The sequence below is a fragment of the Hahella sp. CCB-MM4 genome (assembly GCF_002260525.1).
Taxonomy (GTDB): Bacteria; Pseudomonadota; Gammaproteobacteria; order Pseudomonadales; family Oleiphilaceae; genus Hahella.
This window is the reverse complement of record NZ_MRYI01000028.1, coordinates 1-26,133: the sequence shown is the minus strand read 5'-3', so window position 1 is coordinate 26,133 and position 26,133 is coordinate 1. Positions and strand designations below refer to the sequence as shown.

General features: G+C 52.4%; 18 protein-coding genes and 1 pseudogene. 11 read left to right on the top strand and 8 right to left on the bottom strand.

Translation table 11 applies throughout. The annotated features are described in order from the left end of the window. Positions 1-10: 10 nt before the first annotated feature. From fdhF to fdhA, 4 genes are all read right to left on the bottom strand, one after another. Positions 11-2,896: a formate dehydrogenase subunit alpha gene (fdhF, locus tag BTA51_RS27740; RefSeq protein WP_094712340.1), complete on the bottom strand. Its 2,886-nt coding sequence runs from the start codon at positions 2,894-2,896 to the stop codon at positions 11-13. Beyond that, positions 2,889-4,499 carry an NADH-quinone oxidoreductase subunit NuoF gene (locus tag BTA51_RS27735; protein WP_094712339.1) on the bottom strand — a complete coding sequence of 537 codons (1,611 nt, stop codon included), beginning with the start codon at positions 4,497-4,499 and terminating at the stop codon, positions 2,889-2,891. Before BTA51_RS27735 ends, fdhF begins: the two co-directional genes overlap by 8 nt. After that, the gene (locus BTA51_RS27730) at positions 4,496-5,056 is read right to left on the bottom strand and encodes a formate dehydrogenase subunit gamma (RefSeq protein WP_094712338.1); all 561 of its coding nucleotides are present in this window, start codon (positions 5,054-5,056) and stop codon (positions 4,496-4,498) included. The genes BTA51_RS27735 and BTA51_RS27730 overlap by 4 nt, the downstream gene beginning before the upstream one ends. Before the next feature lie 156 nt (positions 5,057-5,212). Further along, a complete protein-coding gene (gene fdhA, locus BTA51_RS27720; RefSeq protein ID WP_094712336.1) occupies positions 5,213-6,412 on the bottom strand; it encodes a formaldehyde dehydrogenase, glutathione-independent in 1,200 nt (399 codons plus the stop codon). 741 nt (positions 6,413-7,153) lie between these two features. Here fdhA and BTA51_RS27710 point away from each other — a divergent pair. The 9 genes from BTA51_RS27710 to BTA51_RS27670 all read left to right on the top strand — a co-directional run bounded on the left by BTA51_RS27710 (position 7,154) and on the right by BTA51_RS27670 (position 18,880). After that, on the top strand, positions 7,154-8,344 hold the full coding sequence (locus BTA51_RS27710) for a GlxA family transcriptional regulator (protein ID WP_094712334.1): 1,191 nt from the start codon (positions 7,154-7,156) through the stop codon (positions 8,342-8,344). Positions 8,345-8,751: 407 nt separating this feature from the next. After that, entirely contained in the window at positions 8,752-9,729 is a 978-nt protein-coding gene (locus BTA51_RS27705) for a dipeptidase (protein WP_094712367.1), read from the top strand. 60 nt (positions 9,730-9,789) lie between these two features. Next, entirely contained in the window at positions 9,790-10,326 is a 537-nt protein-coding gene (locus BTA51_RS27700) for a 4-vinyl reductase (protein WP_094712333.1), read from the top strand. A gap of 100 nt (positions 10,327-10,426) precedes the next feature. Further along, positions 10,427-12,490: a dimethylglycine demethylation protein DgcA gene (dgcA, locus tag BTA51_RS27695; protein ID WP_094712332.1), complete on the top strand. Its 2,064-nt coding sequence runs from the start codon at positions 10,427-10,429 to the stop codon at positions 12,488-12,490. Between the two features lie 49 nt (positions 12,491-12,539). Next, on the top strand, positions 12,540-14,435 hold the full coding sequence (locus tag BTA51_RS27690) for a (Fe-S)-binding protein (protein ID WP_094712366.1): 1,896 nt from the start codon (positions 12,540-12,542) through the stop codon (positions 14,433-14,435). Then, positions 14,435-15,751 (top strand): electron transfer flavoprotein subunit alpha/FixB family protein, encoded by a 1,317-nt coding sequence (locus BTA51_RS27685; RefSeq protein WP_094712331.1) that lies wholly within the window; start codon positions 14,435-14,437, stop codon positions 15,749-15,751. The genes BTA51_RS27690 and BTA51_RS27685 overlap by 1 nt, the downstream gene beginning before the upstream one ends. Further along, complete coding sequence (locus BTA51_RS27680) at positions 15,741-16,547, top strand: electron transfer flavoprotein subunit beta (RefSeq protein ID WP_094712330.1); 807 nt, start codon at positions 15,741-15,743, stop codon at positions 16,545-16,547. Before BTA51_RS27685 ends, BTA51_RS27680 begins: the two co-directional genes overlap by 11 nt. A gap of 395 nt (positions 16,548-16,942) precedes the next feature. After that, positions 16,943-18,544 carry a BCCT family transporter gene (locus tag BTA51_RS27675; RefSeq protein ID WP_094712329.1) on the top strand — a complete coding sequence of 534 codons (1,602 nt, stop codon included), beginning with the start codon at positions 16,943-16,945 and terminating at the stop codon, positions 18,542-18,544. Between the two features lie 93 nt (positions 18,545-18,637). Then, a complete protein-coding gene (locus tag BTA51_RS27670) occupies positions 18,638-18,880 on the top strand; it encodes a hypothetical protein (protein WP_094712328.1) in 243 nt (80 codons plus the stop codon). 86 nt (positions 18,881-18,966) lie between these two features. On the opposite strand, the gene BTA51_RS27665 is transcribed toward BTA51_RS27670, so the two are convergent. From BTA51_RS27665 to BTA51_RS27650, 4 genes are all read right to left on the bottom strand, one after another. Next, positions 18,967-20,721, bottom strand: a complete 1,755-nt coding sequence (locus BTA51_RS27665; protein ID WP_168188323.1) for a GGDEF domain-containing protein — start codon at positions 20,719-20,721, stop codon at positions 18,967-18,969. Between the two features lie 110 nt (positions 20,722-20,831). Further along, positions 20,832-21,818, bottom strand: coding sequence for a GlxA family transcriptional regulator (locus BTA51_RS27660; protein WP_246841219.1), 987 nt, complete (start codon positions 21,816-21,818; stop codon positions 20,832-20,834). Positions 21,819-21,993: 175 nt separating this feature from the next. Beyond that, complete coding sequence (locus BTA51_RS27655; RefSeq protein WP_094712326.1) at positions 21,994-22,542, bottom strand: cysteine hydrolase family protein; 549 nt, start codon at positions 22,540-22,542, stop codon at positions 21,994-21,996. Between the two features lie 188 nt (positions 22,543-22,730). Then, positions 22,731-24,047: an SRPBCC family protein gene (locus tag BTA51_RS27650; protein ID WP_094712325.1), complete on the bottom strand. Its 1,317-nt coding sequence runs from the start codon at positions 24,045-24,047 to the stop codon at positions 22,731-22,733. Positions 24,048-24,393: 346 nt separating this feature from the next. Between BTA51_RS27650 and BTA51_RS27645 the strand changes: the two genes are divergently transcribed. Together BTA51_RS27645 and BTA51_RS27635 are read left to right on the top strand one after the other, a co-directional pair. Then, the gene (locus BTA51_RS27645; RefSeq protein WP_094712324.1) at positions 24,394-25,518 is read left to right on the top strand and encodes a hybrid-cluster NAD(P)-dependent oxidoreductase; all 1,125 of its coding nucleotides are present in this window, start codon (positions 24,394-24,396) and stop codon (positions 25,516-25,518) included. Positions 25,519-26,017: 499 nt separating this feature from the next. Further along, positions 26,018-26,133, top strand: a pseudogene (locus tag BTA51_RS27635) (hypothetical protein); the annotation flags it as partial.

The following is a 26,133-nucleotide window of genomic DNA, read 5'->3' as shown; positions in this document are numbered from 1 at the left end:
CCGGGGAAAATCAACCTTCGCTTTGTTCGGCAACGCCTGTCAGGAATCCCCTTTGCTTTTCATCGAATGCCTTATGACGTTGCTGCCAGTTTGACGGCTGGGTGACTTTTTCCACCTGTACCGCCGTGACTTTATATTCAGGACAATTCGTTGCCCAGTCCGAGTTATCAGTGGTGATGACATTAGCCCCACTGCCGGGATGGTGGAAAGTCGTATAAACCACACCCGGTTGCATGCGAGAACTGACCACCGCCCGCATGACCGTGTCTCCGGCACGGCTGGTGATACCCACCCAGTCGCCATCGCAAACGCCCCTCTCCTCTGCATCATGGGGGTGGAGCTCCAGGACGTCCTCATCATGCCAAACCTGGTTATCGGTACGTCTGGTTTGCGCGCCCACATTGTACTGACTGAGAATCCTGCCCGTGGTCAACAATAATGGAAAACGTCGATTGGAACGCTCTTCAGTGGGTACGTATTCAGTCAATACAAACCGACCTTTACCAATCGGGAAGTCTTCCACATGCATGATGGGCGTACCTTCCGGATGCATATCATTACAAGGCCACTGGATGCTGCCAAGCTGCTCGAGACGCTCATAGTTAACGCCGGTAAAAGTCGGCGTCAGACTGGAAATTTCTTCCATGATCTCTGAGGGATGTCGATAGTTCATGGGATATCCGAGCGCATTGGATAAATCCTGGGTGACCTCCCAATCCTGTTTCCCAGCCACAGGTGGCATCACCTTACGAACCCGGTTTATACGACGCTCTGCATTGGTAAAGGTGCCGTCTTTTTCCAGGAAAGAAGAGCCCGGCAACAGAACATGAGCATACTTTGCCGTCTCGTTCAGGAACAGGTCCTGAACTATCAGACACTCAAGCGATTTTAATGCCTGCTGCACATGTTGGGTGTTAGGATCTGACTGAGCAATATCCTCACCCTGCACATACAACCCTTTGAACGCCCCTTCGATTGCAGCGTCAAACATATTGGGGATACGTAGTCCGGGTTCGCTATCGATGCTCACACCCCAGGCGGACTCAAAGTTCTTTCTGAACTCATCCACGGCCACATGCTGGTATCCGGGCAGCTCATGGGGGAACGATCCCATATCACAGGACCCCTGAACATTGTTCTGTCCCCTGAGCGGGTTGACACCCACCCCATCCCGGCCGATGTTGCCGGTTGCCATGGCCAGATTGGCAATGCCCATCACCATGGTAGAGCCCTGGCTGTGCTCAGTGACTCCCAACCCATAATAGATGGCTGAATTTCCTTCCCGAGCATAGGTTCTGGCGGCTTTTCTCACCAGATCGGCAGACACTCCGGTGATATCGGCTGAAGCTTCCGGAGAGTTCTTCTCCTGGGCAATGAATTCCCGCCATTTGGCATACATGTCAGTGTCACAGCGCTGACGGATAAACTCCTGGTTCTCAAGATTCTCGGTGATGATCACGTGCGCCATCGCGTTAATCAGAGCTACGTTGGTTCCCGGCCGCAGCGGCAGGTGTATCGATTCACCCAAGTGAGGGGTTTTCAGCAGATCAATATAACGGGGATCCGCCACAATCAGCTTGGCTCCCTGACGCAAACGCTTCCGAACCAGGGATCCGAAGACCGGGTGAGCATCAGTCGGGTTGGCTCCGATGACCATGATCACATCTGACTGCATCACCGAATCAAACGTCTGGGTACCGGCAGACTCGCCCAGCGTGGTTTTCAGGCCGTAACCGGTTGGCGAGTGACAGACTCTGGCACAGGTATCGGTATTGTTGTTACCAAACGCCGTTCTGACCAGTTTCTGTACCAGATAGGATTCTTCGTTGGTACAGCGTGACGATGTGATACCTCCCACACTGTCTTTGCCGTACTTGGCCTGGATTTCTTTGATTCTTTTTGCCGCAAACTGAATGGCTTCGTCCCAACTGACCTGCTGCCAGGGCTGGTCGATGCTGTCACGAATCATCGGCGTGGTCAGGCGGTCTTTATGTGTCGCATAACCGAAAGCAAAGCGCCCTTTGACGCAGGAATGTCCGTGGTTGGCCGCACCACCTTTATAAGGCGTCATGCGCACCAGTTGATTGCCTTTCATCTCGGCCTTGAAGGAACAGCCGACACCGCAGTAGGCACAGGTGGTCACCACACTGTGATCCGGTTGTCCTTCGTCAATAATGCTCTTCTCCATGAGCGTCGAGGTAGGACAGGTCTGAACACAGGCGCCACAGGAAACACATTCTGAATCCAGAAAACCTTCATCCTGACCAGCCGAGACTTTTGACTCGAATCCGCGGCCCTGGATCGTCAATGCGAAAGTTCCCTGCACTTCTTCACATGCCCTGACACACCGGGAACAAACGATGCACTTACTGGGATCAAAACTGAAATATGGATTGCTGTGGTCTTTTTCCGCCTCAAGATGATTATCGCCGGTAAAACCGTAACGAACCTCCCGAAGGCCTACCACGCCGGCCATATCCTGCAATTCGCAGTTACCGTTGGCGGGACAGGTCAGACAGTCCAGGGGATGATCGGAAATGTACAACTCCATGATATTACGGCGAAGCGTGGCCAGCTTCGTGTTCTGGGTGGTGACTTTCATCCCTTCTTCTGCCGGTGTGGTACAGGAGGCGGGAAGACCACGACGCCCTTCTATCTGAACCGCACAAAGACGGCATGAACCGAAGGATTCCAGATTGTCACTGGCGCAGAGTTTGGGAATCCTGATCCCTGCCAGTGCGGCAGCACGTAGAACCGAGGTGCCTGCAGGAACGGAAACCTCAATACCATCAATGGACATGGTCACATTTGTGTCACTGTCGACTGCCGGGGTCCCCAGGTCCAAATCCGCAAAGACCGGGTTCTGACCGGCTTGAGGCTGATAATACTCAATCATTTTTCGTCCCCTCAACTGCGCCCGGGCTGTTTATGAAAGTCTTCCGGTTATGAAAGTCTTCCGGGAAAAACTTGACCGCGCTGCGAACCGGATTGGGAGTCATTCCCCCCATGGCACAAAGTGATCCGAGTTCCATGGTGTCGCATAGTTCTTCCAGCAATTGCATATTTGCTTCACGATTTTCGTCAGACACGATTCGATCGATTACTTCCACGCCTCGGGTAGAACCAATACGGCAGGGTGTACATTTGCCACAGGATTCCTCGACACAGAATTCCATGGCAAATCTGGCCTGCTCGGCCATGTCCACCTGATCATCAAATACGACAATACCACCGTGTCCAAGTACCGCTCCCACTTCTGCAAAAGCTTCGTAATCCAGCGGTGTATCCCATTGCGCTTCTGGCATGTAGGCACCCAACGGACCTCCCACCTGAACCGCTTTCATGGGACGCCCATTGGCCGTGCCCTGACCAAACTCTTCCAATAACTGTCGTAACGTCGGACCAAAGGCCAGCTCCACCAGGCCGCCTTGCTGAATGTTACCCGCCAACTGAAACGGCAATGTCCCTCGGGACCTTCCCATTCCATAGTCAGCATAAGCCTGTGCCCCTTTATCAAGAATAAAAGGGACTGCCGCCAGGGTGAGTACGTTGTTCACAATGGTGGGCTGGCCAAACAGTCCTTTAATCGCAGGCAATGGCGGTTTCGCCCGCACCATGCCCCGCTTGCCTTCGAGACTGTCAAGAAGTGACGTCTCTTCGCCGCAAATGTAGGCGCCAGCCCCCAAGCGTACTTCCAGTTGAAAATTCTTTCCGGAACCTAAAATGTCGTTCCCCAGATAACCGGCATTCATAGCACGGGTAATCGCTTCATCAAGGATCTGGTGGGCCACCGGATATTCTGACCGGAGATAGATAAATCCAGTCTCGGCCCCCACCGCCAGTCCGGCGATCACCATCCCTTCTATCAACATGTAGGGATCGGCTTCCATCACCATGCGGTCGGCAAAGGTTCCGGAGTCGCCTTCGTCGGCGTTACAGACAATATATTTCTCGCCACTGTAGCGATTGCCGGGATTATCCCGGCTGGCATCCAACACCGTCTGCCATTTGATGCCCGCCGGGAATGCAGCCCCGCCGCGTCCACGCAGACCCGAAGCTTTAATCTCGTCAACGATGTTCTGGGATGACAATGCCAGGGCTTTCCTCAGGCCCTCGAATCCATCAAGCTTCAGATAGTCCTCAATGGACACCGGGTCGGTCACCCCCACCCTGGCAAAAGTCAGTCTCTGCTGTTTTTTCAGATACGGTATCTCTTCTGTCTTACCGAGATATAGCGGGTGCCCGGCATTTCCCTGCAGCAACCCACTCTCCAGCAGCGATTCGATGTCTTCCGGCTGTACAGGGCCATAGGCAACACGCCCTTGATCGGTTTCCACTTCGATCATCGGCTCCAGCCAAAACATGCCCCGGGAACCATTTCTGACAATCTCTGCCTCTTCTCCCCGCTCTTGCAGAGCATGGTTCAAAGCCAATACCACATCTTCAGCTCCCAACGACAGGGAGGTGGTATCTCTGGGAATAAACACTTTGCTCATCATGAGCCCCCCGCCTTTTCCAGCCCGACAATATTGACGGCGGAAGTCGTCAGCTCATCCACCATACGGTCAAACCTTGCCGGGGTGACTCTGCCGAATATTTTGTTGTCCACCCGGACACTCGGTCCACAGGCACAGTTCCCCAGGCAGTACACCGGCTCAAGGGTGATTTCCTGGTCTGCTGTGGTGTTGTGGTACTCAACGCCAAGCACTTTCTTGGCATGTGCCTCCAGCTCGCGACTTCCACGAGCCTGGCAGGCTTCTGCCCGGCATATCTGGACGTGATGTGTCCCTCCGGGCTTTGAACGAAATTCATGATAAAAACTGATGACACCGTGTATTTCCGCGCGAGTCTGCCCCAATGCCTCGGCAATCTGGGGAACTGATTCCGCCGGTATGTAACCAAGCTGATCCTGGATGGCGTGCAATATGGGTAACAAGGCACCGGGTTTATGTTTGAGCTTCATCAGGATCCCGGTAATGATCTCAGCGGAGTCCGATATGCCTGGCTTGAAAAAATCCGGTTCCCGGGCTTTTGATGAGGTGGAAAGCTTGGTCATGGCGTGATTCCAGGGATGACAATAAACTTCTTTTTTACCAACTTCTTTTTTACCGCCAGGGACACAACGCCACCACCCGATACCGGGCGGTGGCGAAAACATTTCCCTGTAGAGATGAAACCATCAATGGTTTCGAAAGCGGATCGCTTATATAGCTTATGCAGCCACCATTCCATGTGGATCAATGACGAATTTCTTCGCCGCGCCTCCATCAAAATCAGCATAGCCACCAGGAGCCTGGTCCAAAGTAATCAACTGCACGTTGACGGCTTTGGCGATCTGGATTTTGTCGAACAGAATCGCCTGCATCAGTTGCCTGTGGTACTTCATGACCGGACACTGACCGGTGTGGAAAGAGTGGGATTTCGCCCAACCCAGACCGAACCTCATGCTTAGCGCTCCGACTTTGGCCGCATCATCCACGGCACCGGGATCTTCTGTCACGTAAAGACCCGGAATACCGATCTGACCGCCGGCACGAGTCAATTGCATGGCTGAGTTCAACACCACTGCCGGCTGCTCCACATCGTGGTGACAACCATGACAACGGGCTTCAAAGCCGACACAGTCGACAAAGCAATCCACTTCCGGTTCACCGACGATCTGTGCAATTCTTTCAGACAATTCTCCCTCGTCACGGAGGTCAATTGTTTCGCAGCCAAAGCTTCGTGCCTGATCCAGACGTTCTGGAATCATGTCACCCACGATCACGCAGGCTGCCCCCAACAAATGAGCAGAAGCCGCAGCAGCCAGACCTACAGGGCCTGCACCGGCGATATACACCGTGGTTCCGGGTCCGACTCCGGCGGTAACACATCCGTGGAAGCCGGTTGGGAAGATATCCGACAACAGAGTCAGATCCCTGATCTTCTCAATGGCCTGATCCGGATCCGGGAACTTCAACAGGTTGAAATCGGCATAAGGCACCATGACATACTCGGCCTGACCACCGACCCATCCGCCCATATCTACATATCCATACGCGGCACCAGGGCGAGCCGGATTCACATTAAGGCAAATACCGGTTTTCCCTTCCTTACAGTTGCGACAGCGTCCGCAAGCAATGTTGAAAGGAACCGAGACCACATCGCCCGGCTTCAGGAATTCCACATCCCGCCCGCATTCGATAATCTGGCCGGTGATTTCATGCCCCAGAACAAGCCCCTGAGGTGCTGTTGTACGCCCCCGCACCATGTGCTGGTCGGAGCCGCAAATATTCGTACTGATCACTCGAAGGATAACGCCGTGGTCGCATTTGCGATTACCCAGCGCCAGTTTTGGAAAATCAATGGACTCTACAGCGACTTGACCGGGCCCCTGGTAGACGACCCCGCGATTGGAATGATGGCTGCTCATACCTTTTCCTTTTTATTTTGTCTGTGGGTTTGCTGCTTAAAAGATGTCCCTAGAACATCAGATAAACCGTATTTCTACTCTATCGGTAGCCATCCACACCAACATGCTTGATAGCGACATGTTCAACCTCAATATGAACCTGTCGACGACAAGGGGTCGCCACGCAACATCTGATCATTTATTGTTCACATCGGAGCAAAACACCCCCCTAAAAATACTTAGAACCCTAATCAAATTGGTCGATTTTTTCTTTAACCAGCAAGGCTTTAGGCAGATTCAGCTATCAGCGAAGGGAAAATATCCTTTTGATACAATTTTAGGGTTTTACCAATGTCGCATCGTGGATATTATGGTCGTTATCGGACCGGATTTGAGGTAACAGATGTCGTTTTCAGACAATTCTGCAAATAGGGCGAGTTGTAATATCACATCACCTCATGACGATTCATCGATAGAGAGTATGTCGCAGGGGCCTTTTAGGGACACGGTATATCGCGTCTGACAACGTAGTAAACCTAGTGGGAAAAGGCAGCTGACAACATATTTGTGATTCTCTATATGAAGGATACCGAGAGAAAACAAAAATAAACTGGGGTAACGATGCTGTGTCTTACCATATATGTATGTGATCTATATGTATATGGTCTGATCGTGCAAAGCCCCCTCCATTGGCGAACAGCGTAGCTTAATTCATTAAGCCTGTTATGCAGCCTTAGAAATAAGGCGGAGGAGTTAGTATCCATGAATGAATATTCTTCTCACACCAGACAAGATGGTCCCAAGCCCTATCGCATTGGATTCCTACTGATCGACAACTTTACCCTGATTGCCCTGGCTTCCGCCATTGAGCCACTCAGAATGGCCAATCAGCTTTCCGGAAACGAACTGTACACCTGGCAGCTGCTTTCAGCCGACGGCAACCCCGTCAGCGCCAGCGACGGCATCTCCATCGGCGCAGATGCCGCCATCACCACCAAGGAAAACTATGATGTGGTGATCGTTGTCGGCGGTGTCGACATCACCCGCAGCTTTAACCAGAAAGAGGTCAACTGGCTACAGTCCCAGGCACGCAGACATGTCATGCTCGGTGCGGTCTGTACCGGTGCCTATGTTCTGGCCAGTGCCGGCCTGCTGAACGGCTATTCCTGCAGCGCTCACTGGGAGTGCCTTGCTGCTCTGCAGGAACAATTTCCGAAGGTGAACTGCACCAATCGCCTCTATACCCTGGACCGGGACCGCATGACCTGTACCGGTGGCGGAGCTCCGCTGGATATGATGCTGAGCATGGTCACGCGCCAACACGGCAAAGCCCTCACCGGCGCAATCTGCGACATGTTCGTATGCGACAGAGTGCGCTCCGACAGTGAGCAGCAAAGAGTTCCTCTGCGTCGATTGCTGACCCCGGCTCAACCCAAACTGGCCGAAATCACCGAGCTGATGGAAAACAATATCGAAGAGCCCATCGAGCTTGAAGAGCTGGCCACATTTGTCGGCGTTTCCAGGCGGCAACTTGAGCGGCTTTTCCTCAAGCATCTCGGCTGCACTCCTTCCAGGTATTATCTGAAACTGAGACTGGACCGGGCACGCCAGCTGCTAAAGCAGACCACCCGATCCATTATCGAAATTTCCGCCATGTGCGGCTTTGTGTCTCCACCCCATTTCAGTCGCTGCTATCGCAAATATATCGGCATTTCCCCGAAAGAAGAGCGGGCAGCCGTATGGTCACTGAAGCAGGTGGATACCGCCGCAGCGAATATGAGCGGATACGATGTCAATCCGGCATCGCCTTCAAGATCATCCATGGCACTACGGGCCGCAAAAGCGGAACCAAGCTACGGCGCCGTCAATTTCATGGCTGCCCCGCTGCGCTATACACCTCCCACCACGACCGTGATTACGGCCGATGTGGCGGTGCTGACCGAGCAACCATGATTCACTAGTAACCGTGATTTACAAGAACAGTAATTCACAAGAAGCATGCAGTAGTTCAACGCTGCATAACCCGATAGCTGTGAAATTGAATCTATACAACCAAATAGCGATTCAACTAAACAGCCATGTAACCGAATGATCGTTCCCTTATAAGTGCGGGCTTAACAGCCCGCTTTTTTTTGTTTTTTCAAAGCGCTTTTCTTCCTTTCGTCTTCCGCTTCCCGCCTTTATATCCGGGATGTTTCGAACATTTGCCAAAACTATTCGATTCTTGCCGATTTTGGTATCGGTGCTGTCGTTTCCAGTGAATTTAGGCAAAAACATGCCCGATATACTCACCTCATTAATGAATGCCAAAAGCTTTCATTTTCATGAATGAACGCGGATTAACAGGTAAAGGTGAGCAGATGAACGCAGCAGAGTTGCACCAGGACGCCATAGTGATCGATGGATTGATTATCGCCAAATGGAACCGGGAGCTGTTTGAAGATATGAAGAAAGGCGGACTCACAGCGGCAAACTGTACCGTCTCTGTTTGGGAAGGCTTTCAGAACACGGTCAATAACATCGTGGAAATGAACAACCTGATCGAAGCCAACAGCGATCTGGTGACCAAAGTCCATACCACTGCTGATATTCGTCGGGCCAAAGCTGAAGGCAAAACAGGCATCATGATGGGCTTCCAGAATGCACATGCCTACGAAGACCAGCTTGGCTACGTGCAAGTCTTCAAAGACCTGGGCGTTGGTGTGGTGCAGATGTGCTACAACACCCAGAACCTGATTGGCACCGGCTGTTATGAACGCGACGGCGGCTTGTCCGGATTCGGCCGTGAAATCGTAGCCGAAATGAACCGTGTCGGAGTGATGTGTGACCTGTCCCATGTCGGCAGCAAAACGTCAGAAGAAGTGATTCTGGAATCCAAAAAGCCTGTTTGCTATTCCCACTGCCTGCCTTCCGGCCTGAAGGATCATCCACGTAATAAATCCGATGAAGAGCTGAAATTCATTGCCGATCACGGCGGCTTCATCGGCGTCACCATGTTCGCCCCATTCCTGAAAAACGGCATCAACTCCTCTATTGAGGACTATGTGGAAGCCATCGAATACATCGTGAATATCGCCGGTGAGGATCAGGTGGGTATCGGTACTGATTTCACCCAGGGTCACGATAAACAATTTTTCGAGTGGCTGACTCACGATAAAGGCTACGCCCGCCGACTGACCAGCTTCGGCAAGATCATCAACCCTGAAGGAATCCGTACCGTAGGCGAGTTCCCTAACCTGACCGAAGCCCTGCTAAGACGCGGTTTCTCTGAGACAGCGGTACGCAAAATCATGGGCGAGAACTGGTTAAGGGTATTGGGGGACGTCTGGGGCGAATAACCCGGGCAACCTGCTGAAAAAGATTCAAGTACAAAATAAATAAGATAGGTGAATAACAAGATGGGAAGTCATGCTCCTGAAATGCCGATCCTGGTAGACGACAACACCGGCGTCTGGATGACTGATGCACTGCCGATGCTTTACGTGCCCAGACACTTTTTCGTCAATAACCACATGGCCATTGAAGAAGAACTGGGGGCGGATCGTTACGCTGAAATCCTCTACAAGGCGGGATACAAATCTGCCTGGTATTGGTGTGAAAAAGAAGCGGAAGCCCACGGTCTAAGCGGTGATGCTGTATTTGAACATTACATGAAACGCCTTTCCCAGCGCGGCTGGGGCATTTTTACTATTGAGAACCTGAACATTCGCGAGGGCTATGCCCGGGTTCGCCTGGATCATTCAGCGTTTGTTTACCAGTATGGCAAGGTCAATCGCAAGGTCGACTACATGTTCACCGGCTGGTTTGCCGGTGCCATGGACCAGATAGCCGAATCACTCGGTTATTCGGTAAAGACCAAAGCAGAACAGACCCAGTGCGCTGCTGAAGAAGGTGTGGAATACGGAGTATTCGAAGTCGCGCCAATAACGGCATAACACCTTGGGGCGGGCTCGAATGTCCGCCCGAACTCGATAGATGGCCGGCGTGAACATCACGTCACAGGTAAACGCAAGATAAGAATGGATGGGGTAACACATGTCCCAATTTGAAGCACTCTTCCGCCCTCTCAATATCAACAAGCTGACGATTCGTAACCGTGTGGTCAGTACCGCTCATGCCGAGGTCTATGCCACCGATGGAGGCATGACAACGGATCGCTATGTCAAATACTACGAAGAAAAGGCCAAGGGCGGCTGTGGTCTGTGTATCTGTGGCGGCTCCAGTGTGGTGGCTATCGATAGTCCTCAGAGCTGGTGGAAATCGGTAAATCTGTCCACCGACAGGATTATTCCCCACTTCCAGAATCTTGCAGATGCCGTGCACAAGCATGGCGGAAAAATCATGATCCAGATCACCCATATGGGGCGCCGCTCCCGTTGGGATGGTGAGAACTGGCCGAACCTGATGTCGCCTTCCGGCATTCGTGAGCCGGTGCACCGTGCGACCTGTAAAACCATCGAGGAAGAAGAAATCTGGCGTGTTATCGGTGACTTCGCCAAGGCAGCGGCACGGGCCAAAGCCGGCGGGCTTGACGGTGTTGAACTGTCAGCCGTTCACCAGCACATGATTGACCAGTTCTGGTCTCCCCGCGTCAATAAGCGTACGGATGAATGGGGCGGCACCTTCGAGAACCGTATGCGCTTCGGAATGGAAGTGCTCAAGGCTGTCCGCGAAGAAGTCGGCCCCGATTTTGTCGTGGGCATGCGTATCTGTGGTGACGAATTCCACCCGGACGGCCTGTCACATGACGATATGAAGCAAATCGCTAAATACTACAACGATACCGGCATGGTGGACTTTTTCGGCGTGGTCGGCTCCGGCTGTGACACCCATAACACTCTGGCCAACGTTATACCCAACATGACCTATCCGCCTGAGCCGTTCCTGCACCTGGCTGCGGGAATCAAGGAAGTGGTGGATGTTCCGGTGATTCACGCCCAGAACATTAAAGACCCCAACCAGGCCCAGCGTATTCTGGAAGCCGGTTACGTCGATTTCGTGGGCATGACCCGTGCGCACATCGCTGATCCCCACATTATTGCCAAGATCAAGATGAATCAGGTGGATCAGATCCGCCAGTGCGTCGGAGCCAACTATTGTATTGACCGCCAGTATCAGGGACTGGACGTTCTGTGTATTCAGAATGCCGCCACATCCCGCGAATATATGGGCATCCCTCATATCATTGAGAAGACCGAAGGTCCCAAGCGCAAGGTCCTGGTGATCGGTGGAGGCCCTGGAGGAATGGAGGCCGCACGTGTCGCCGCCGAGCGTGGGCATGAAGTCATCCTGGTGGAAAAGGCTGAAGAACTGGGCGGGCAGATAACCATCGCTGCGAAAGCTCCCCAGCGCGACCAGATTGCCGGTATTACCCGCTGGTTTGCATTGGAACTGGCACGCCTGGGCGTTGAATTACGCCTGGGAACAGCCGCCAATGCGGATATGATCCGCGATATTCGTCCGGATGTCTGTATCCTGGCCACCGGCGGACAACCCTTCATGGAGCAGAATCCTGAATGGGGTGCTGAAGAAGGTCTGGTCGTATCCTCCTGGGACATCCTCAACGGCACGGTGGAACCAGGCAAGAATGTACTGATCTATGACACCATCTGTGAGTTCTCCGGTATGTCTGCAGCAGACTACCTGGCCTCCAAAGGCTCACTGGTTGAACTGGTGACTGACGATATCAAACCCGGCGTCGGTATTGGCGGAACCACCTTCCCCACCTACTACCGGAGCCTGTACGAAAAAGACGTCATCATGACGTCCGACTTCATGCTGGAGAAGGTCTATCGCGAGGGTGACAAAGTGGTCGCCGTGCTTGAGAACGAATATACCGGCCAGAAAGAGGAGCGTGTGGTTGACCAGATCGTGGTGGAAAACGGCACGCGTCCCAATGAAGCACTCTACTATGAGCTGAAGGCGGAATCCGTCAACAAAGGCCAGATAGATGTGGAAGCCCTGTTCGACTGTAAACCGCAGCCCATTCTTTCCGAAGCTGGCAACGGCATGATTCTGTGGCGCCTGGGGGACTGCGTATCCCAGCGCAACACTCACGCCGCGATCTATGACGCCATGCGTCTGTGCAAGGATCTGTGAAGCCAACGAATAAGATGACTGCGACAACCGAGCGGAAGGAACAGACATGATCCTTGACTGGTTACTCCCCCTACTCCTGGCCATCGCGCTGGGACTGATGGCCATAGGCGCACTGAGGCGAATCAGCCTTTGGCGCGCCGGCCAGGCCGCGCCCGTAAATATTTTTGCGGGCCTGATGGCCATGCCCCGACGCTACCTGGTCGATCTTCACCATGTGGTGGCAAGGGACAAGTATATGTCCAATACCCACGTCGCCACAGCGGGTGGATTCGTATTGTCCCTGGTTTTGATTGTGCTGGTTCACCTGTTCGGCCTGCACCACCAGATTCTTTCCTGGGCATTGCTGGCAGCAACGGCACTCATGTTCACCGGTGCATTGTTTGTTTTCAAACGCCGCACCCAACCTCCTGCAAGGCTCTCCAAAGGCCCCTGGATGCGCCTGCCGAAGAGTCTGCTGGTATTTGCCGCGACATTTTTCATTATTACCCTGCCCGCCGCCGGTATCCTGCCGGAGAACTTTGGCGGCTGGGTTCTGGCCATACTGCTGACAGCCGGCATCATTTACGGGTTGGGAGAAATGGTGTTCGGAATGACCTGGGGCGGCCCTATGAAGCACGCCTTTGCCGGTGCCCTTCACCTGGCGTTCCACCGTCGCCCTGAACGTTTCAACGGCGGTCGTTCAACCGGCTTGAAACCCGTAAACCTTGCGACTGATTCACTGGGAGTGGCGAAACCCGCTGACTTCAAGTGGAACCAGTTACTGGGCTTCGACGCCTGCGTTCAGTGCGGTCGTTGTGAAGCTGTGTGCCCGGCATTTGCTGCCGGTCAGCCACTGAATCCGAAGAAACTGATTCAGGACATGGTGGTTGGACTTGCCGGTGGGACAGATGCCAAATATGCCGGTTCCCCTTATCCGGGTATCGACGTTGGACAGGCTCAGGGCGCTCCTGGAAAAATCATCACCGATGGTCTAGTGAAAGCGGATACGCTGTGGTCATGTACCACCTGCCGTGCCTGCGTTGAAGAATGTCCGATGATGATTGAGCATGTGGATGCCATTGTCGACATGCGTCGCTTTCTCACCCTGGAAAAAGGCGAAACACCGAACAAAGGCGCCGAAGTACTGGAAAACCTGATTGCCACCGACAACCCTAACGGGTTTGATCCGCAAAGCCGGATGAACTGGGCAGCCGACCAGAATCTACCGGCCATGGCCGAGGTGAAGGAAGCAGAAGTCTTGTTCTGGGTCAGTGACGGCGCCTTCGACATGCGTAGTCAGCGTATCTTGAGAGCCTTCGTCAAAATACTGAAAGCGGCTAACGTCAATTTTGCCGTCCTGGGTGACGAAGAAAGAGATTCCGGCGATGTCGCGCGGCGTCTTGGAGACGATGCCACCTTTCAGGCATTGGCCAAACACAATATCAGCGTGTTAAGCCAATACAAGTTCAAACGCATTGTCACCACAGACCCCCATGCCTTCCATGTTCTTAAAAATGAATACGGTGATTTCGGCGGCCGCTATGAAGTGCTTCACCACACCACGTTTATCAATGAACTGGTAAAACAGGGCAAGTTGCGTCTGGACCAGTTCAAAGGCAGCAATGTGACCTATCACGACCCCTGCTACCTGGGTAGATATAATGGTGAATACGACTCCCCACGGGAACTGCTCAAGGTTCTGGGCATTGAATTGAAAGAAATGGAACGCTCCGGTTTCCGGTCTCGCTGCTGCGGTGGCGGAGGCGGTGCTCCGATTACCGATATTCCCGGTGAACGCCGTATCGCCGATATGCGGATGGAAGATGCCAAGGCGGTTGGTGCGGAAGTGGTCGCTGTCGGCTGCCAGCAATGTACCGCCATGCTCGAAGGTGTCGTGGAACCCAGGCCGGAGATCAAGGATATCGCCGAGTTGGTGTCAGAAGTCCTGATTGAGGAGGTACACTGATGTCGAGCCTGATCAGAAGAGACCCCAGGATAGAACGCATCGCCAGGAACCGGTTGCATCCGCTGCATCAATCCCTGGTCGGCGGGTCGACTGAACAACGCGGCCCCACCGGACTGTTGCGGAAGGACCCCCGTGCCGGCTATTTCATGGGCCCTAACGGCCTCAAACGTAAGGACCGGACTGGTAATAACGCTCCCGGTGCGGCGCGCCTGCAACGAGGAGCTTCCGGAGCGACAGCCTCCGAACCGTTACTGCCGCTCCATAAAGTGGAGAGCCCTGCACACTTTATCGTCTGTGTACTGGATATGGTGGGTGGCCGTCTGACCAGTCATGACAAAGATGTGCTCGGGCAGGCTCATCTGCTGGCGAAATCCGCCTCTTCCGAAGCCGCCGTGGTTGCGGTGGTATTTGGAGACCACCGCGAGGAAGGTTTTGATAAAGCCGGTGTTGACCGCCTGATTCACTTTAACGGTGACGACACTCTCAGCTACCAGGGTTATTGCCCAGAGTTAAAACTGGCGGCACTGCAAAGTGTTGAATCAGCGCTGTCTCCCCTGTACTGGCTGTTTCCTGACAGCATTCACGGGGGCACAGACCTCGGTTGCCGCCTGTCTGCCAGGATCGGTGAACGCCCTGCCAACCATGCCTGGCAGGTCGATAAAGACAATACTGTCTGCCGTGGAGGTTCCGACCGAATTGATATTCGTCGCAATACTCCAAGACTCATTCTGTTGGCAGAAGAATGTGCCATGCCGATAGACGAAACCCGCCATGAAGTTCTGTCGCTGGAAATAGAGCTGATCACACAAGCCGAGAGCCGCATTCAGGACCTTGGTGCAGTGGACGTCGATCCTTCACAGATACCGTTGGCGGAAGCCGAATTTATTCTTTCTGCCGGTAACGGGGTCAGAGACTGGGATCAGTTTCATGAGGTCGCGACCTCTCTCGGCGCAACCGAAGGGGCCAGCCGGGTGGCGGTGGACGACGGCTTTATGCCGCGCTTCCGACAGGTCGGTGCCACTGGTACCTGGGTCACGGCCCGCGTTTATATTGCCGTGGGAATCTCCGGAGCTATCCAGCACCTGCAAGGCATCGGTCAATGCGAAAAAGTCGTTGCCATCAATACCGATCCGGGTTGTGACATGGTCAAACGTGCCGACCTGACGGTCATCGGCCGCAGCCAGGATATCCTGGGCGAACTTCTCCAGCTATACAAAGCTCGCCAGACCGGATCATCCACCCTATCGCAGACCAAAGAACCTGACTCTGTTTCCAATCAAGAGAAGCAAGACAAGGAGGCCCGCTGTGTTGCCTGAAGCCGTATCTGCCAACCTTAAAGTTGCCGCCTTGGTCTCCATTGGCCAGCATCCCAAATCAGGCCGTGCCAGGCGAGCCGATCAGGACGCCCGTGCCGTCGAAATGGGTATCGGTCTTTGCGGTAACAAACTGAATCTGGTTCACGCCGGCGAAACCGGTTCCCAGGAAGATCTGGAACAGGCTCTCAGACAGTACCTCGGCATGGGAATGACATCCATGACCGTCCTCAGACAGCCGACAGGATCAGACGCCCTGCCTGCCCTGGTGAGTCATTTCAGAGACCACAGTGCCGACATCATCCTGGCTGGCATGCGGGCGGAAAGCGGTGAAGCGTCCGGCATGTTGCCCTACCTGCTGGCCGACCGTCTTGGTCTGCCGCTGGTACCGGCTGTTGCCGAGGTTCTCAGCATTAATGAAAGAGAAGCGGAAGTCTTACAGGCGCTACCACGTGGCCAGAGAAGGAAACTGAAAGTCACCGTGCCATTTATTGCAACCGTCGATCAAGCCGCCCAGGCTCCACGCCAGATTGCATTTGGCCCCAGCCGACGGGGTAGTCTCGATTTAGAGGCATCAGTTGAGCAACAGGATGAGGAGAAAGCGGCCTGGGAGGAATCCCCTGCCCGGAAACGGCCCAAACGGCTGAATATCAAGAAAGCGAAAACGGCTGCCGACCGGTTTAAGGCAGCCACCGCCAAACCCCAGGGAGAAGGCGGCCGAATCCTGAAAGACGAAAGTGACCGGGAAAAAGCCCAGGCAATCCTTGATCTGCTGGTCAGCGAGGGCGTTATTAAATAGTCAGGCAGTTCACCTGGTCCGCCCATTGCTGCAGCCACTCGACTTCGCACTTGAGAATGACCTTACGATAAAGGTACAACCCTCAAGTCCCCATTAGCCGGATTTTAATCCGGCTTTTTTTATTCTTTATTTTCAATATATTAGAATTACTACTTAATGTATTTTATAGGCCTATTGCCTTTAAACGACTTTTCCGTCGCCTTATGACAAGTGACGCTTAGAGATAGCTTTTCATGACCACATGTCGTTTGCAGAGAAACACTATCATCTTATCTACCGGATACTGGATTTTAGGGTCAACAGGCTCTAAGGGGCTGTCATTTCACCCGACGGCCCTGGAAACCGTGCAATTACAAGAAAATTCACAATCAAACAACTCTGCGAGGAATGATTAGATGAATGAGAATCCACGGTTATCTGCCGGGATCGATGAATACGACATCGATTATAAAGCCGGTCAGGATAACGTTCAGATTATGGGGTTGGATGTTCACAATCCCGTTTTTGGGATAAGTGCCCTCCTAATATTACTGTTTGTCATCGGAACCCTGATGTTTCCGGCAGAAGCCAAGGAAATGCTGACGGGTGCAAGAACCTGGTCTATTGATAACTTCGACTGGCTGTTCATGATTGCCGGTAATATTTTCGTGATCTTTTGTTTCGCATTAATTTTCCTCCCCGTTGGAAAAATCAGACTTGGCGGGCAGGATGCCAAACCAGAGTTCTCCCGTGCCTCCTGGTTTGCCATGTTATTTGCAGCCGGCATGGGAATTGGCCTGATGTTCTGGAGTGTTGCAGAGCCAGTGGCCTATTACACCAACTGGTACGGCACTCCCCTGAATGTGGCGGCCAATACGCCTGAAGGCAAGTCCCTGGCTTTGGGAGCCACCATGTTCCACTGGGGGCTCCACCCCTGGGCAATGTACGGAGTTGTCGCTCTGGCCCTGGCCTTCTTCACCTACAACAAAGGTCTGCCGCTGACCATCCGTTCCGCATTCTTCCCTATTCTGGGTAATCGCGTGTGGGGACCGATCGGTCATGTGATCGATATCGTGGCTGTTGTTGCGACTATTTTCGGTCTGGCGACTTCACTGGGCTTCGGCGCACAACAGGCATCAAGTGGACTAAGCTTCCTCTACGGCTTTGAATCAGGCATCAGCCTGCAGATTGCCATCATCATCCTGGTCACCTCCGTTGCCCTGATTTCAGTGGTACGCGGGCTCGACGGCGGGGTGAAAGTGCTCAGCAACATCAACATGGCCATCGCCATTATCGTTCTGGCATTCGTGATTCTGGCCGGCTCACTGACCGGTTTCCTTTCCAACTTTGCCACACTGCTGGGATCCTACGTTGAGAATATCATTCCGTTGAGTAACTGGATCGGCCGCGAAGACGAAACCTGGTACCACGGCTGGACTGTGTTCTACTGGGCATGGTGGATCTCCTGGTCGCCATTCGTGGGCATGTTCATCGCGAGAGTGTCCAAAGGCCGTACTGTCAGGGAATTCATGATTGCGGTTCTGCTGATCCCTACCCTGATCTGTGGTATCTGGATGGCAGCCTTCGGCGGTAATGCGCTTGATCAGATTCAAGCAAATGTCGGCGAGCTGACCAAAGGCGTTGGTGATGTATCCCTGACTATGTTCCACATGCTGGAAAATCTGCCTCTGTCGGGCTTTATGTCCACAATGGCCATCATTCTGGTTCTGGTTTTCTTTGTTACTTCTTCAGACTCAGGGTCCCTGGTTATTGACGGTATTACTGCCGGCGGCAAGGAAGATGCCCCGGTTCCACAGCGCGTGTTCTGGGCTGTAATGGAAGGCGTTATCGCCGGTACCCTGCTGTTCGGCGGCGGTGCTGATGCTTTGGGAGCACTGCAGGCCGGAGCCGTTACCGTTGGCTTGCCTTTCACGATAGTACTATTGGTAATGTGCGTAGGCCTGTATAAAGGCCTCCACAAGGATTACCGTACAATACCGGTGTATCAGGGAGCCTGATCGGCCTCCTGAATATATCCGTATATTCTGAAACGATGATGTAGTTTAAAGCCGGTCCCTTTGGGGCCGGCTTTTCAGGTAGGAACCGACGATATGATGATAGCTGACCTTGTAGACCAGGAAGATCTGTGCAACTACCTTCTTCAAATTGGAGCCCCCATTGCCCAAGGCTCCGACCCGCGTCAGGCGGTTGAAACCACGCTGAGCTGGTTACAGACTCAACCAGCCGATAAACGCCGCGATGTTGACCGGATGGCACAACAGCTGATGAGTAAACCGGAACTTCTGTTACCGGCGGTGAAATCGGCCCTTGAGAGTCTGTTAACGCGCAGGTGATCCACCCGGAGACATAAGCAATCATCCTGGCACTTGTCATCAGTACTTTTAATAGACACTGATAGCAGGTAACGAAGGAAAGATCATCAGCCTTGTCTGCTGAGATCTTCGATAAACAGGGTTTCACCCGTATCAAAGACGATGGCTGTCTTATCGAAGCTCTTTGCCTGTTTTTTTACTTTACCCAGCTGGTACGACACTTCCTTGAAGTGGAGATAGTCCCCCGGCCTCACGTATAGCGCCCCGCCCGATAGGCTCATCAGGTTAAAGAAGCGACGCTCGCCTAGTCGGTCTTCCGTCTCAATGCCCCCAGCCTCTATATCCTCCGGGTTATAAAACTGTTCAATCTGCTGATCGAACTCCACCAGAAGAGGCTTCAGGATTTCCCTATAGCTGGCGTCGGAAACAACGGCAATAAAATCGTCCCCGCCCACATGCCCGATAAAGTTATTACCTGAGCCACAATATTTTTTCAGAAGTCCGGAAAACCAGACCAGAACCTCATCTCCCTTGGCATATCCATACATGTCGTTAAAGGGTTTGAAGTTATCCAGATCAAAATACACGATGGTAAACGCCTGACCACTGCAGAGCAGATCATCAACACAATCACCAATGGGCACATTTCCGGGAAGCATGGTCAGAGGATTGGCATGGCGGGCGGTTTTGACCTGCAGTTCAGTAATTTGCCGGAGCAGATCAATGACCTGCCCGATACCGACAAACTGACCGTCTTCCGAGATAATAAAGTCTTCTTCCGCCTTGAACCTCGCCCGGTGAGTCACCATACGGCTCACCTGCTCAAGTCGCAGCTTCACATCGACCTTCAAGACGTTTTCGTCAATCAGCGATACGATGGGCTTTCTGGCATACAGATCCAGTGCAAATGGTTTGCTGAGTGTTGCCAACAAGGTTTTGCGATGCACGATACCTATCGCCTTACCATTTTCCACCACAGCAATGGAGTTGACCGAGCTGTTGCTCTGGAATCGTTTGGCAACCTTGGTAATAGGCTCATCCGGGACCACACAGTCGTTGGTACTGACCAGATTCCGTGCCAAATATTGCTCTTTATCCGATCCTGATCGAACAATGGGAGTGATGTCCAGACTCGGAGGCTCTGCCTGGGGTCTCTGAAAGTAGTACCCCTGCATCAAATGAATCCCCATGGCGCTGATCAGCTTTTTCTCACCAATGGTTTCAATACCTTCGGCGATGACCTTGGAGTCCATGGAGCGGGCGATTTCGATAATGGAGCGGACAAATTCCGATTTGATGTTATCGGTGTCAATGTCGCTAATGAAATGGCGGTCGATCTTCACATAATCCGGCTTCAGCTCAGACCATAAACGCAATGTTGAATACCCTGCCCCAAGATCATCAATGGCAATGGAAAATCCCTGCTTATGTAGATAACGAGATGCTTCGATCAGGGCATTCAGATCCGGCGTCGGGGATCGCTCGGTTATTTCAATCACCACATCCTGGGGCTTCAGGTTAAAGTCCTGCAAGGCCGCCAGTAAACGTCCGTTGATCGACACCGCCTTCAGCAGGCTTTCATAGGAGACATTGACGAAGAGTCGCCCGGGAAGACGCTGGCGTGAAAAGTTGCTAGCTGCCGCTTTTGCACACAGGCGCTCCAGATCCCATAGACGCCCTGACTGAGCTGCCAGATCAAATAATGCTAACGGTGACTGCAGACAACTGTCGGCAGGCCCCCTGGATAAGGCTTCATAACCCCATACCTTACCGGCGTTAAAGTCGATAATGGGCTGGAAGACAGTGCGGATACCTTTCTGCGTAATGATTCCATCCAATTCCGTTTGTATGGACTGAACCATCAGGGATGACATGGGTGATTGACAAAGAGTCTCGTGAAATAACAGATTCTTTATTAAAGCGGACTATTACTACACTTTTGTGACAACCAGTCACCCTATGGACGCCCGCCCTATTGAATGGCGGCGTCCATATTGCTTCTCCTATAGGTCGAAGGTGTGTCCGGCATCCATCGGGACCAGGTCCGTCTTAAGCTTCGCTCTGCCTGAAATCCGCAACGTTCTGCAATTTCATCCAGGCTCAGCCGGGTCTGTTCAAGTAACTGACGTGCCAGCTCCACCCTTGCCTGCTGCAGGTAGTCCTGGAGATTATGGCCTGTGGCCTGGGAAAACAGTCTGCTCAGGTGGCGCTCACTCAGGTGCACCTTCGCTGCGAGTTCGCTCAAAGTCCAGGTGTGTCCCGGGGCAGACATGATCATATCCTGCACTTTATGAACCCTGGAGTGGATATGGTTTCGGTGGTTAAGCCAGAAGCTCAGCTGCTGTTCATGACCTGACCGGCGTTGGTAAAGAACCAACCCCCGGGCAATGGACAGAGCCTTGTCATGCCCCCAGAAATCCGAGACCAATTGCAGGCACAAATCCAGGCCTGTCGTGATCCCGGCGCTGGACCAGACCCTCTCATCCCGAATAAAGATACAGTCTTCCTGCACCTTTGCTCTAGGTGCCATCTCCCGGAGAATTTCAATCAGTTCATGATGCGTGGTGCAACGCTTGCCCTCCAACAACCCGGCCCTGGCGGCCAACAGGGTTCCTGAGCAGATCCCCGCCACCAGAGCGGCACTTTCTCCTGTCCGGTGTAACCAGGAAATCGCCTTCTGGTATTCCGGCTCCGAAATATGCTGGGAAAGCCGGCTGGTCCCGATCAACAGAAGCCAGCTGTTCTCCGGGAGTTGCTCAGGAAGAGGTTCCAGGTCGGCCAGTTTCAGGCCCTGATGGGAACCCTGCTGTTCCGATGGAGATATGTAATGCAGCTCTGCCTGCCCCTGTAGCGCTTCATGGGCAAAAATCTGTGCGGGCGCAGCCAGGTCCAATAAATGAACCCGGGGCAAAACCAACATATAAATCTGAACCGGTGTATTCATGATTTCATCGATCATTGTTTGCTTTTAATTGGTGAGCTAGTCATAGGTCATCTATTTGTTGATTAAGAGCGGCTTATTGATTAAAGCCGCTTATTGATTCACAACCACTAATTGATTAACAGCCGCCGCTATTGAGTCTGAAAAACGGGAATTACCCCGATATCCGGGGTAACGCCATTCGATTTCCGAATTAGCTCTTAACTAAATAGTCTTCAACAAATTTTATTGAGGCAAAACGTTTCTCCAATACCAAAGCGGTATGTTTCCTGATCTGCTCGGGTGACACCGTCTCTCCTGTTAAAGGGTGTACCATAGGGAACGTCAGCGTGGCATCCAATACAAATTCCATTTTATACCCCAGATCACTGGCCAGCCGCGTGGTGCTCTCACAGCATTGCTCAGTCCTGATGCCGCTGACCACGATCTTTTCAATCCCCTGTTCCTGCAGCCATTCCTGCAAACCAGTTTTGAGAACTGCATTATGTGCCCACTTGTTAAAGACTGGATCATCCTCTCTGGCGTCAACAAAGTCCATTAAACGGACATATCCGGACTCTGGAGAGAATACACCCGATTTCGCATTATGCAGAATGAAAACGACTGGCCAGCCTTTGCTTCTGGCTGCGCTTATCAACTTATTCTGCCTTTCAGCGTAGCCGGCGAATTCCGTATCGTCCCAGTATGGAGCATGCTTGAATGATTCCTGGACATCGATAACGATCAAAGCTGTCTTGCTCATGTTTATCTCCCGTGTGTGTTTAAGACAGGAGTTACTTTATGACGTGGAGGGCAAGAGAATAAGGTAAGACGAGGACACAAACAGGACAGATCAGGACATCATGAACCAGCAAAAGGGAATGGTGTTGCAGTGCGTTCAGGAGTTAAAGCCGTCCATGGCCGGAAATGTCCCTGGGTTACAAATGAGATTTACTCAGCGACAACAGCCGCGTTGTCATCATCGTAGGAGTTATTCATCGCTTCCAACTGATTGGTGTTATTCAGTACGGTATCCGAGTACCAGTCCAGGAAGTTGATAACGCCGAATTCAAAGGTTTCGGAATACGGGCCCGGTTCATAACCCACCGAATTGATACCCAACTGGTTCTGCTCGGCCAGATCCCGATCCTGCCGGTTGGTGGCATCCCAGACCTCAGACAGGCGCTTGGGATCGTAATCCTGACCTTCCACGGCATCCTTGTGTACCAGCCATTTGGTGGTCACCAGGGTTTTCTGCGCAGAGATCGGCAATACCCGGAACACGATCACGTGGTCGCTCTGCATATGGTTCCAGGAGTTAGGCAGATGCAGAATCCGCATGGAGCCCAATTCACGGTTCTGAATACGACCCATGGTTTTGGAGCAGCCGTTCTTTCCGTCCATGGTCATCACTTCGGTGCCTTTTTTCAGTGGCATACGAACGATACGGTTCCTGTAGCCGTGGGACACATGCTCGTGGGGAATGCCTTCGGCATCCCAGGCCGCTGCCTGCTGGGCATAGTGCTCCAGAAACTCCGGGGTTGCCCGCGGATCATTGGTATCATCCCATTCCAGAAGCGTTCTCAACAGCTCAGGGTGAGAGCCTGCGCAGTGGTAACACTCACGGTTGTTTTCGATAACCAGTTTCCAGTTGGCGTTTTCTTCCAGGGTGGACTCTGCCGCCACCTTGGTATTTTCCATATCGTACGGTTCCATGTAGCGCGCCAGATCGTCCAGGAACGGATCAATATTGGTCGGTTCGTCCGCGGCCAGACTAACGAAAATGAAGCCCCCGGCGTTTTTGCAGTGCGCTTTTTTCAGGCCATGTGCGGATTTATCAAACGAATCCCCCATTTCCGTGCCGGCAAACAGCAGATTTCCTTTCAGGTCGTAGGTCCACTGGTGATATGGGCAAGTCAGGTTGGCCACCTTGCCCCGATGTTTGGTACAGATGCGCGAACCGCGATGACGGCAGACATTATGGTAGGCATTGATATTCCCTTCCCCGTCCCGAACGATCAACACCGGGTTCTGACCGATTTCCACGGTGATATAGTCACCTTTAGAGGGAACCTCACAGGTCATTGCCACAAACAGCCATTCTTTCTGAAAGACCTCTTCCATATCCACACGGAACATGAATGGATCGTTATAGAGAGCCTGGGGCAACGAATAGTTACGGGGTCTCTCTTTTAACAAACGAGTCATTTCCAACCGGGCTTGCTCGTATGAGTTATATTTCAAGTTGAGCAAATCGTTTTCGTTCATCATATTTCCTCAAAACAGGCCGATATCTCTGTATTCACTATATTGTTGTAGGTTGCAGCCTGCTCCCTTGGTGATCCAATCTCTCCAGGACGGCAACTGTGAGTCTATTTTCGAAGAGGTTTGTCGTGAACGGTTATCCAAATACGACAAAGCCGGATAATTTTTCGACTAAAATGGCTCTCTAAGCCCTCGTCAGCACTGGCATTGGATAAGACGAACAAGTTCATGTCGCAAATGGCTAATTTAATCGACGTTTTTTGGCCAAAAATGGCGACAAATCTCAAAGATTCTATGGATATCTATTTTCCCAGCTTCTAATGAAGCTTTGAACACCCTGGAGACACTCATGAGCAGTGAAATACAAGACAGCCATACCCAATACTTTAATGACGTTAACACTCGGGTCTGGGCCAATGGGCGCCACGTCGTCCGCTGTGTGCGGGTGATCCAGGAAACCTGGGATGTCAAAACCTTCTGCTTCAATGCCGAACAGTCCGTCATGTTCTTCTTCAAGCCCGGCCAGTTCGTGACTCTAGAACTGGATATTGAAGGCGAACAGGTGATGCGTTCCTACACCATATCCAGTTCTCCCTCCGTTCCATACAGCTTTTCCATTACTGTAAAGCGGGTTCCGGGAGGACGGGTATCCAACTGGTTGCACGACAATCTCAAAGTTCAGGACGAACTGGCTGTGCACGGCCCTGTGGGCAACTTTAACTGTATTGACTTTCCAGATGAGAAAGTTCTGTTCCTTTCCGGCGGTGTCGGGGTTACACCGGTGATGTCCATGGCCCGCTGGTATTTTGATACCAACGCGGATGTGGACATGGTCTTTGTCCACAGTGCCCGGTCACCCAAGGACATTATCTTTGAACGCGAACTCTGGCATATGTCCTCCCGGGTACCTAACTTCGCCCTTCATGTGATCTGTGAAAGAACTGAAATCGGGCATGCCTGGCCGGGTTATCGAGGCTATCTGGATCAATCCAAACTTGACATGATTGTGCCCGACTTCCTGACCAGACGTATTTTCTGCTGTGGCCCCACTCCCTACATGCGGGCGGTCAGGGAACTGCTCAAAGCCAACGGCTATGACATGAGCAGATATCACGAGGAATCCTTTGGTGCAACTCCGGATCAAATTACCCAGGATGCTCTGGAACAGGCGGAAATTGCCGTCAAGGAAGCCGAAGAGATCAAAGATGCCGATATGTACACCGTGGAGTTTCTGTCTTCCGGCATGAGTATTCAGGCGACACCGGGGGAAACGGTTCACGCGGCGGCATCCCGGCTCGGTCTTAACATTCCCAAGGCCTGCGGCGTGGGTATCTGCGGCACCTGTAAAGTGATGAAAACCTCCGGTGAAGTGGAAATGCAACATAACGGCGGGATTACCGATGAGGACATCGAGGAAGGCTATATTCTTTCCTGTTGCAGCATCCCCCGCACAAATGTGTCGGTGGAAAGCTGACCGCTCATCTATTATCCACCGTCTAATTCTCACCGGGCAGACAATCAGGTCTGCCCTTTTTAATCTTCCTGTTTTATCCGGCAACAAAGCATTGCCACATTAGTACTTATCCAATATAAGCGTCCTATCCAATATAAGCTTCCTATCCAATATTAGTGCCCCGGCCAACATCATCTCCCTATCGAAAGTGCTGCCTCCTTGTTTACACCTCATACCCGATAAACACTCTACGCTCATATATATTCTGACCTCATATATATGAAGACATAACGTCTGGTTTATACGAAAGCATAAGTCCTGCCCTCCATCACCGTGCTTTTGTCCTATCGAACTGTTGCCTTTTTGAGCGCAGTATATATCCTCAACATCTAAAAACATCATACGCAAAATTCGTCTATTGCCCCTTTTCCGGTTAATTTGGACGCTAATGATAAAGTAACCGCCAATCGGAAATGGTTCAATGAAATGGAGCGTGCAATAACAACAACGAGGAGCGATTATGCAAATCGGTATCCCCAAGGAACATAAACCTCACGAAAAACGAGTCGCGGCCAGTCCCGATTCGGTCAAGGAGTTGATAAAACTGGGTTTCACCGTGGTCGTGGAAAATCATGC

Bases quoted from the DNA above. Each gene is read 5' to 3' on its own strand.
- BTA51_RS27710 (WP_094712334.1), top strand. From the start codon at position 7,154: ATGAATGAATATTCTTCTCACACCAGACAAGATGGTCCCAAGCCCTAT.
- fdhF (WP_094712340.1), bottom strand. From the start codon at position 2,896: ATGATTGAGTATTATCAGCCTCAAGCCGGTCAGAACCCGGTCTTTGCG.
- BTA51_RS27650 (WP_094712325.1), bottom strand. From the start codon at position 24,047: ATGAACGAAAACGATTTGCTCAACTTGAAATATAACTCATACGAGCAA.
- BTA51_RS27735 (WP_094712339.1), bottom strand. From the start codon at position 4,499: ATGATGAGCAAAGTGTTTATTCCCAGAGATACCACCTCCCTGTCGTTG.
- BTA51_RS27645 (WP_094712324.1), top strand. From the start codon at position 24,394: ATGAGCAGTGAAATACAAGACAGCCATACCCAATACTTTAATGACGTT.
- BTA51_RS27670 (WP_094712328.1), top strand. From the start codon at position 18,638: ATGATGATAGCTGACCTTGTAGACCAGGAAGATCTGTGCAACTACCTT.
- BTA51_RS27685 (WP_094712331.1), top strand. From the start codon at position 14,435: ATGTCGAGCCTGATCAGAAGAGACCCCAGGATAGAACGCATCGCCAGG.
- BTA51_RS27730 (WP_094712338.1), bottom strand. From the start codon at position 5,056: ATGACCAAGCTTTCCACCTCATCAAAAGCCCGGGAACCGGATTTTTTC.
- BTA51_RS27705 (WP_094712367.1), top strand. From the start codon at position 8,752: ATGAACGCAGCAGAGTTGCACCAGGACGCCATAGTGATCGATGGATTG.
- BTA51_RS27655 (WP_094712326.1), bottom strand. From the start codon at position 22,542: ATGAGCAAGACAGCTTTGATCGTTATCGATGTCCAGGAATCATTCAAG.
- BTA51_RS27665 (WP_168188323.1), bottom strand. From the start codon at position 20,721: ATGGTTCAGTCCATACAAACGGAATTGGATGGAATCATTACGCAGAAA.
- BTA51_RS27675 (WP_094712329.1), top strand. From the start codon at position 16,943: ATGAATGAGAATCCACGGTTATCTGCCGGGATCGATGAATACGACATC.
- fdhA (WP_094712336.1), bottom strand. From the start codon at position 6,412: ATGAGCAGCCATCATTCCAATCGCGGGGTCGTCTACCAGGGGCCCGGT.
- dgcA (WP_094712332.1), top strand. From the start codon at position 10,427: ATGTCCCAATTTGAAGCACTCTTCCGCCCTCTCAATATCAACAAGCTG.
- BTA51_RS27660 (WP_246841219.1), bottom strand. From the start codon at position 21,818: ATGATCGATGAAATCATGAATACACCGGTTCAGATTTATATGTTGGTT.
- BTA51_RS27700 (WP_094712333.1), top strand. From the start codon at position 9,790: ATGGGAAGTCATGCTCCTGAAATGCCGATCCTGGTAGACGACAACACC.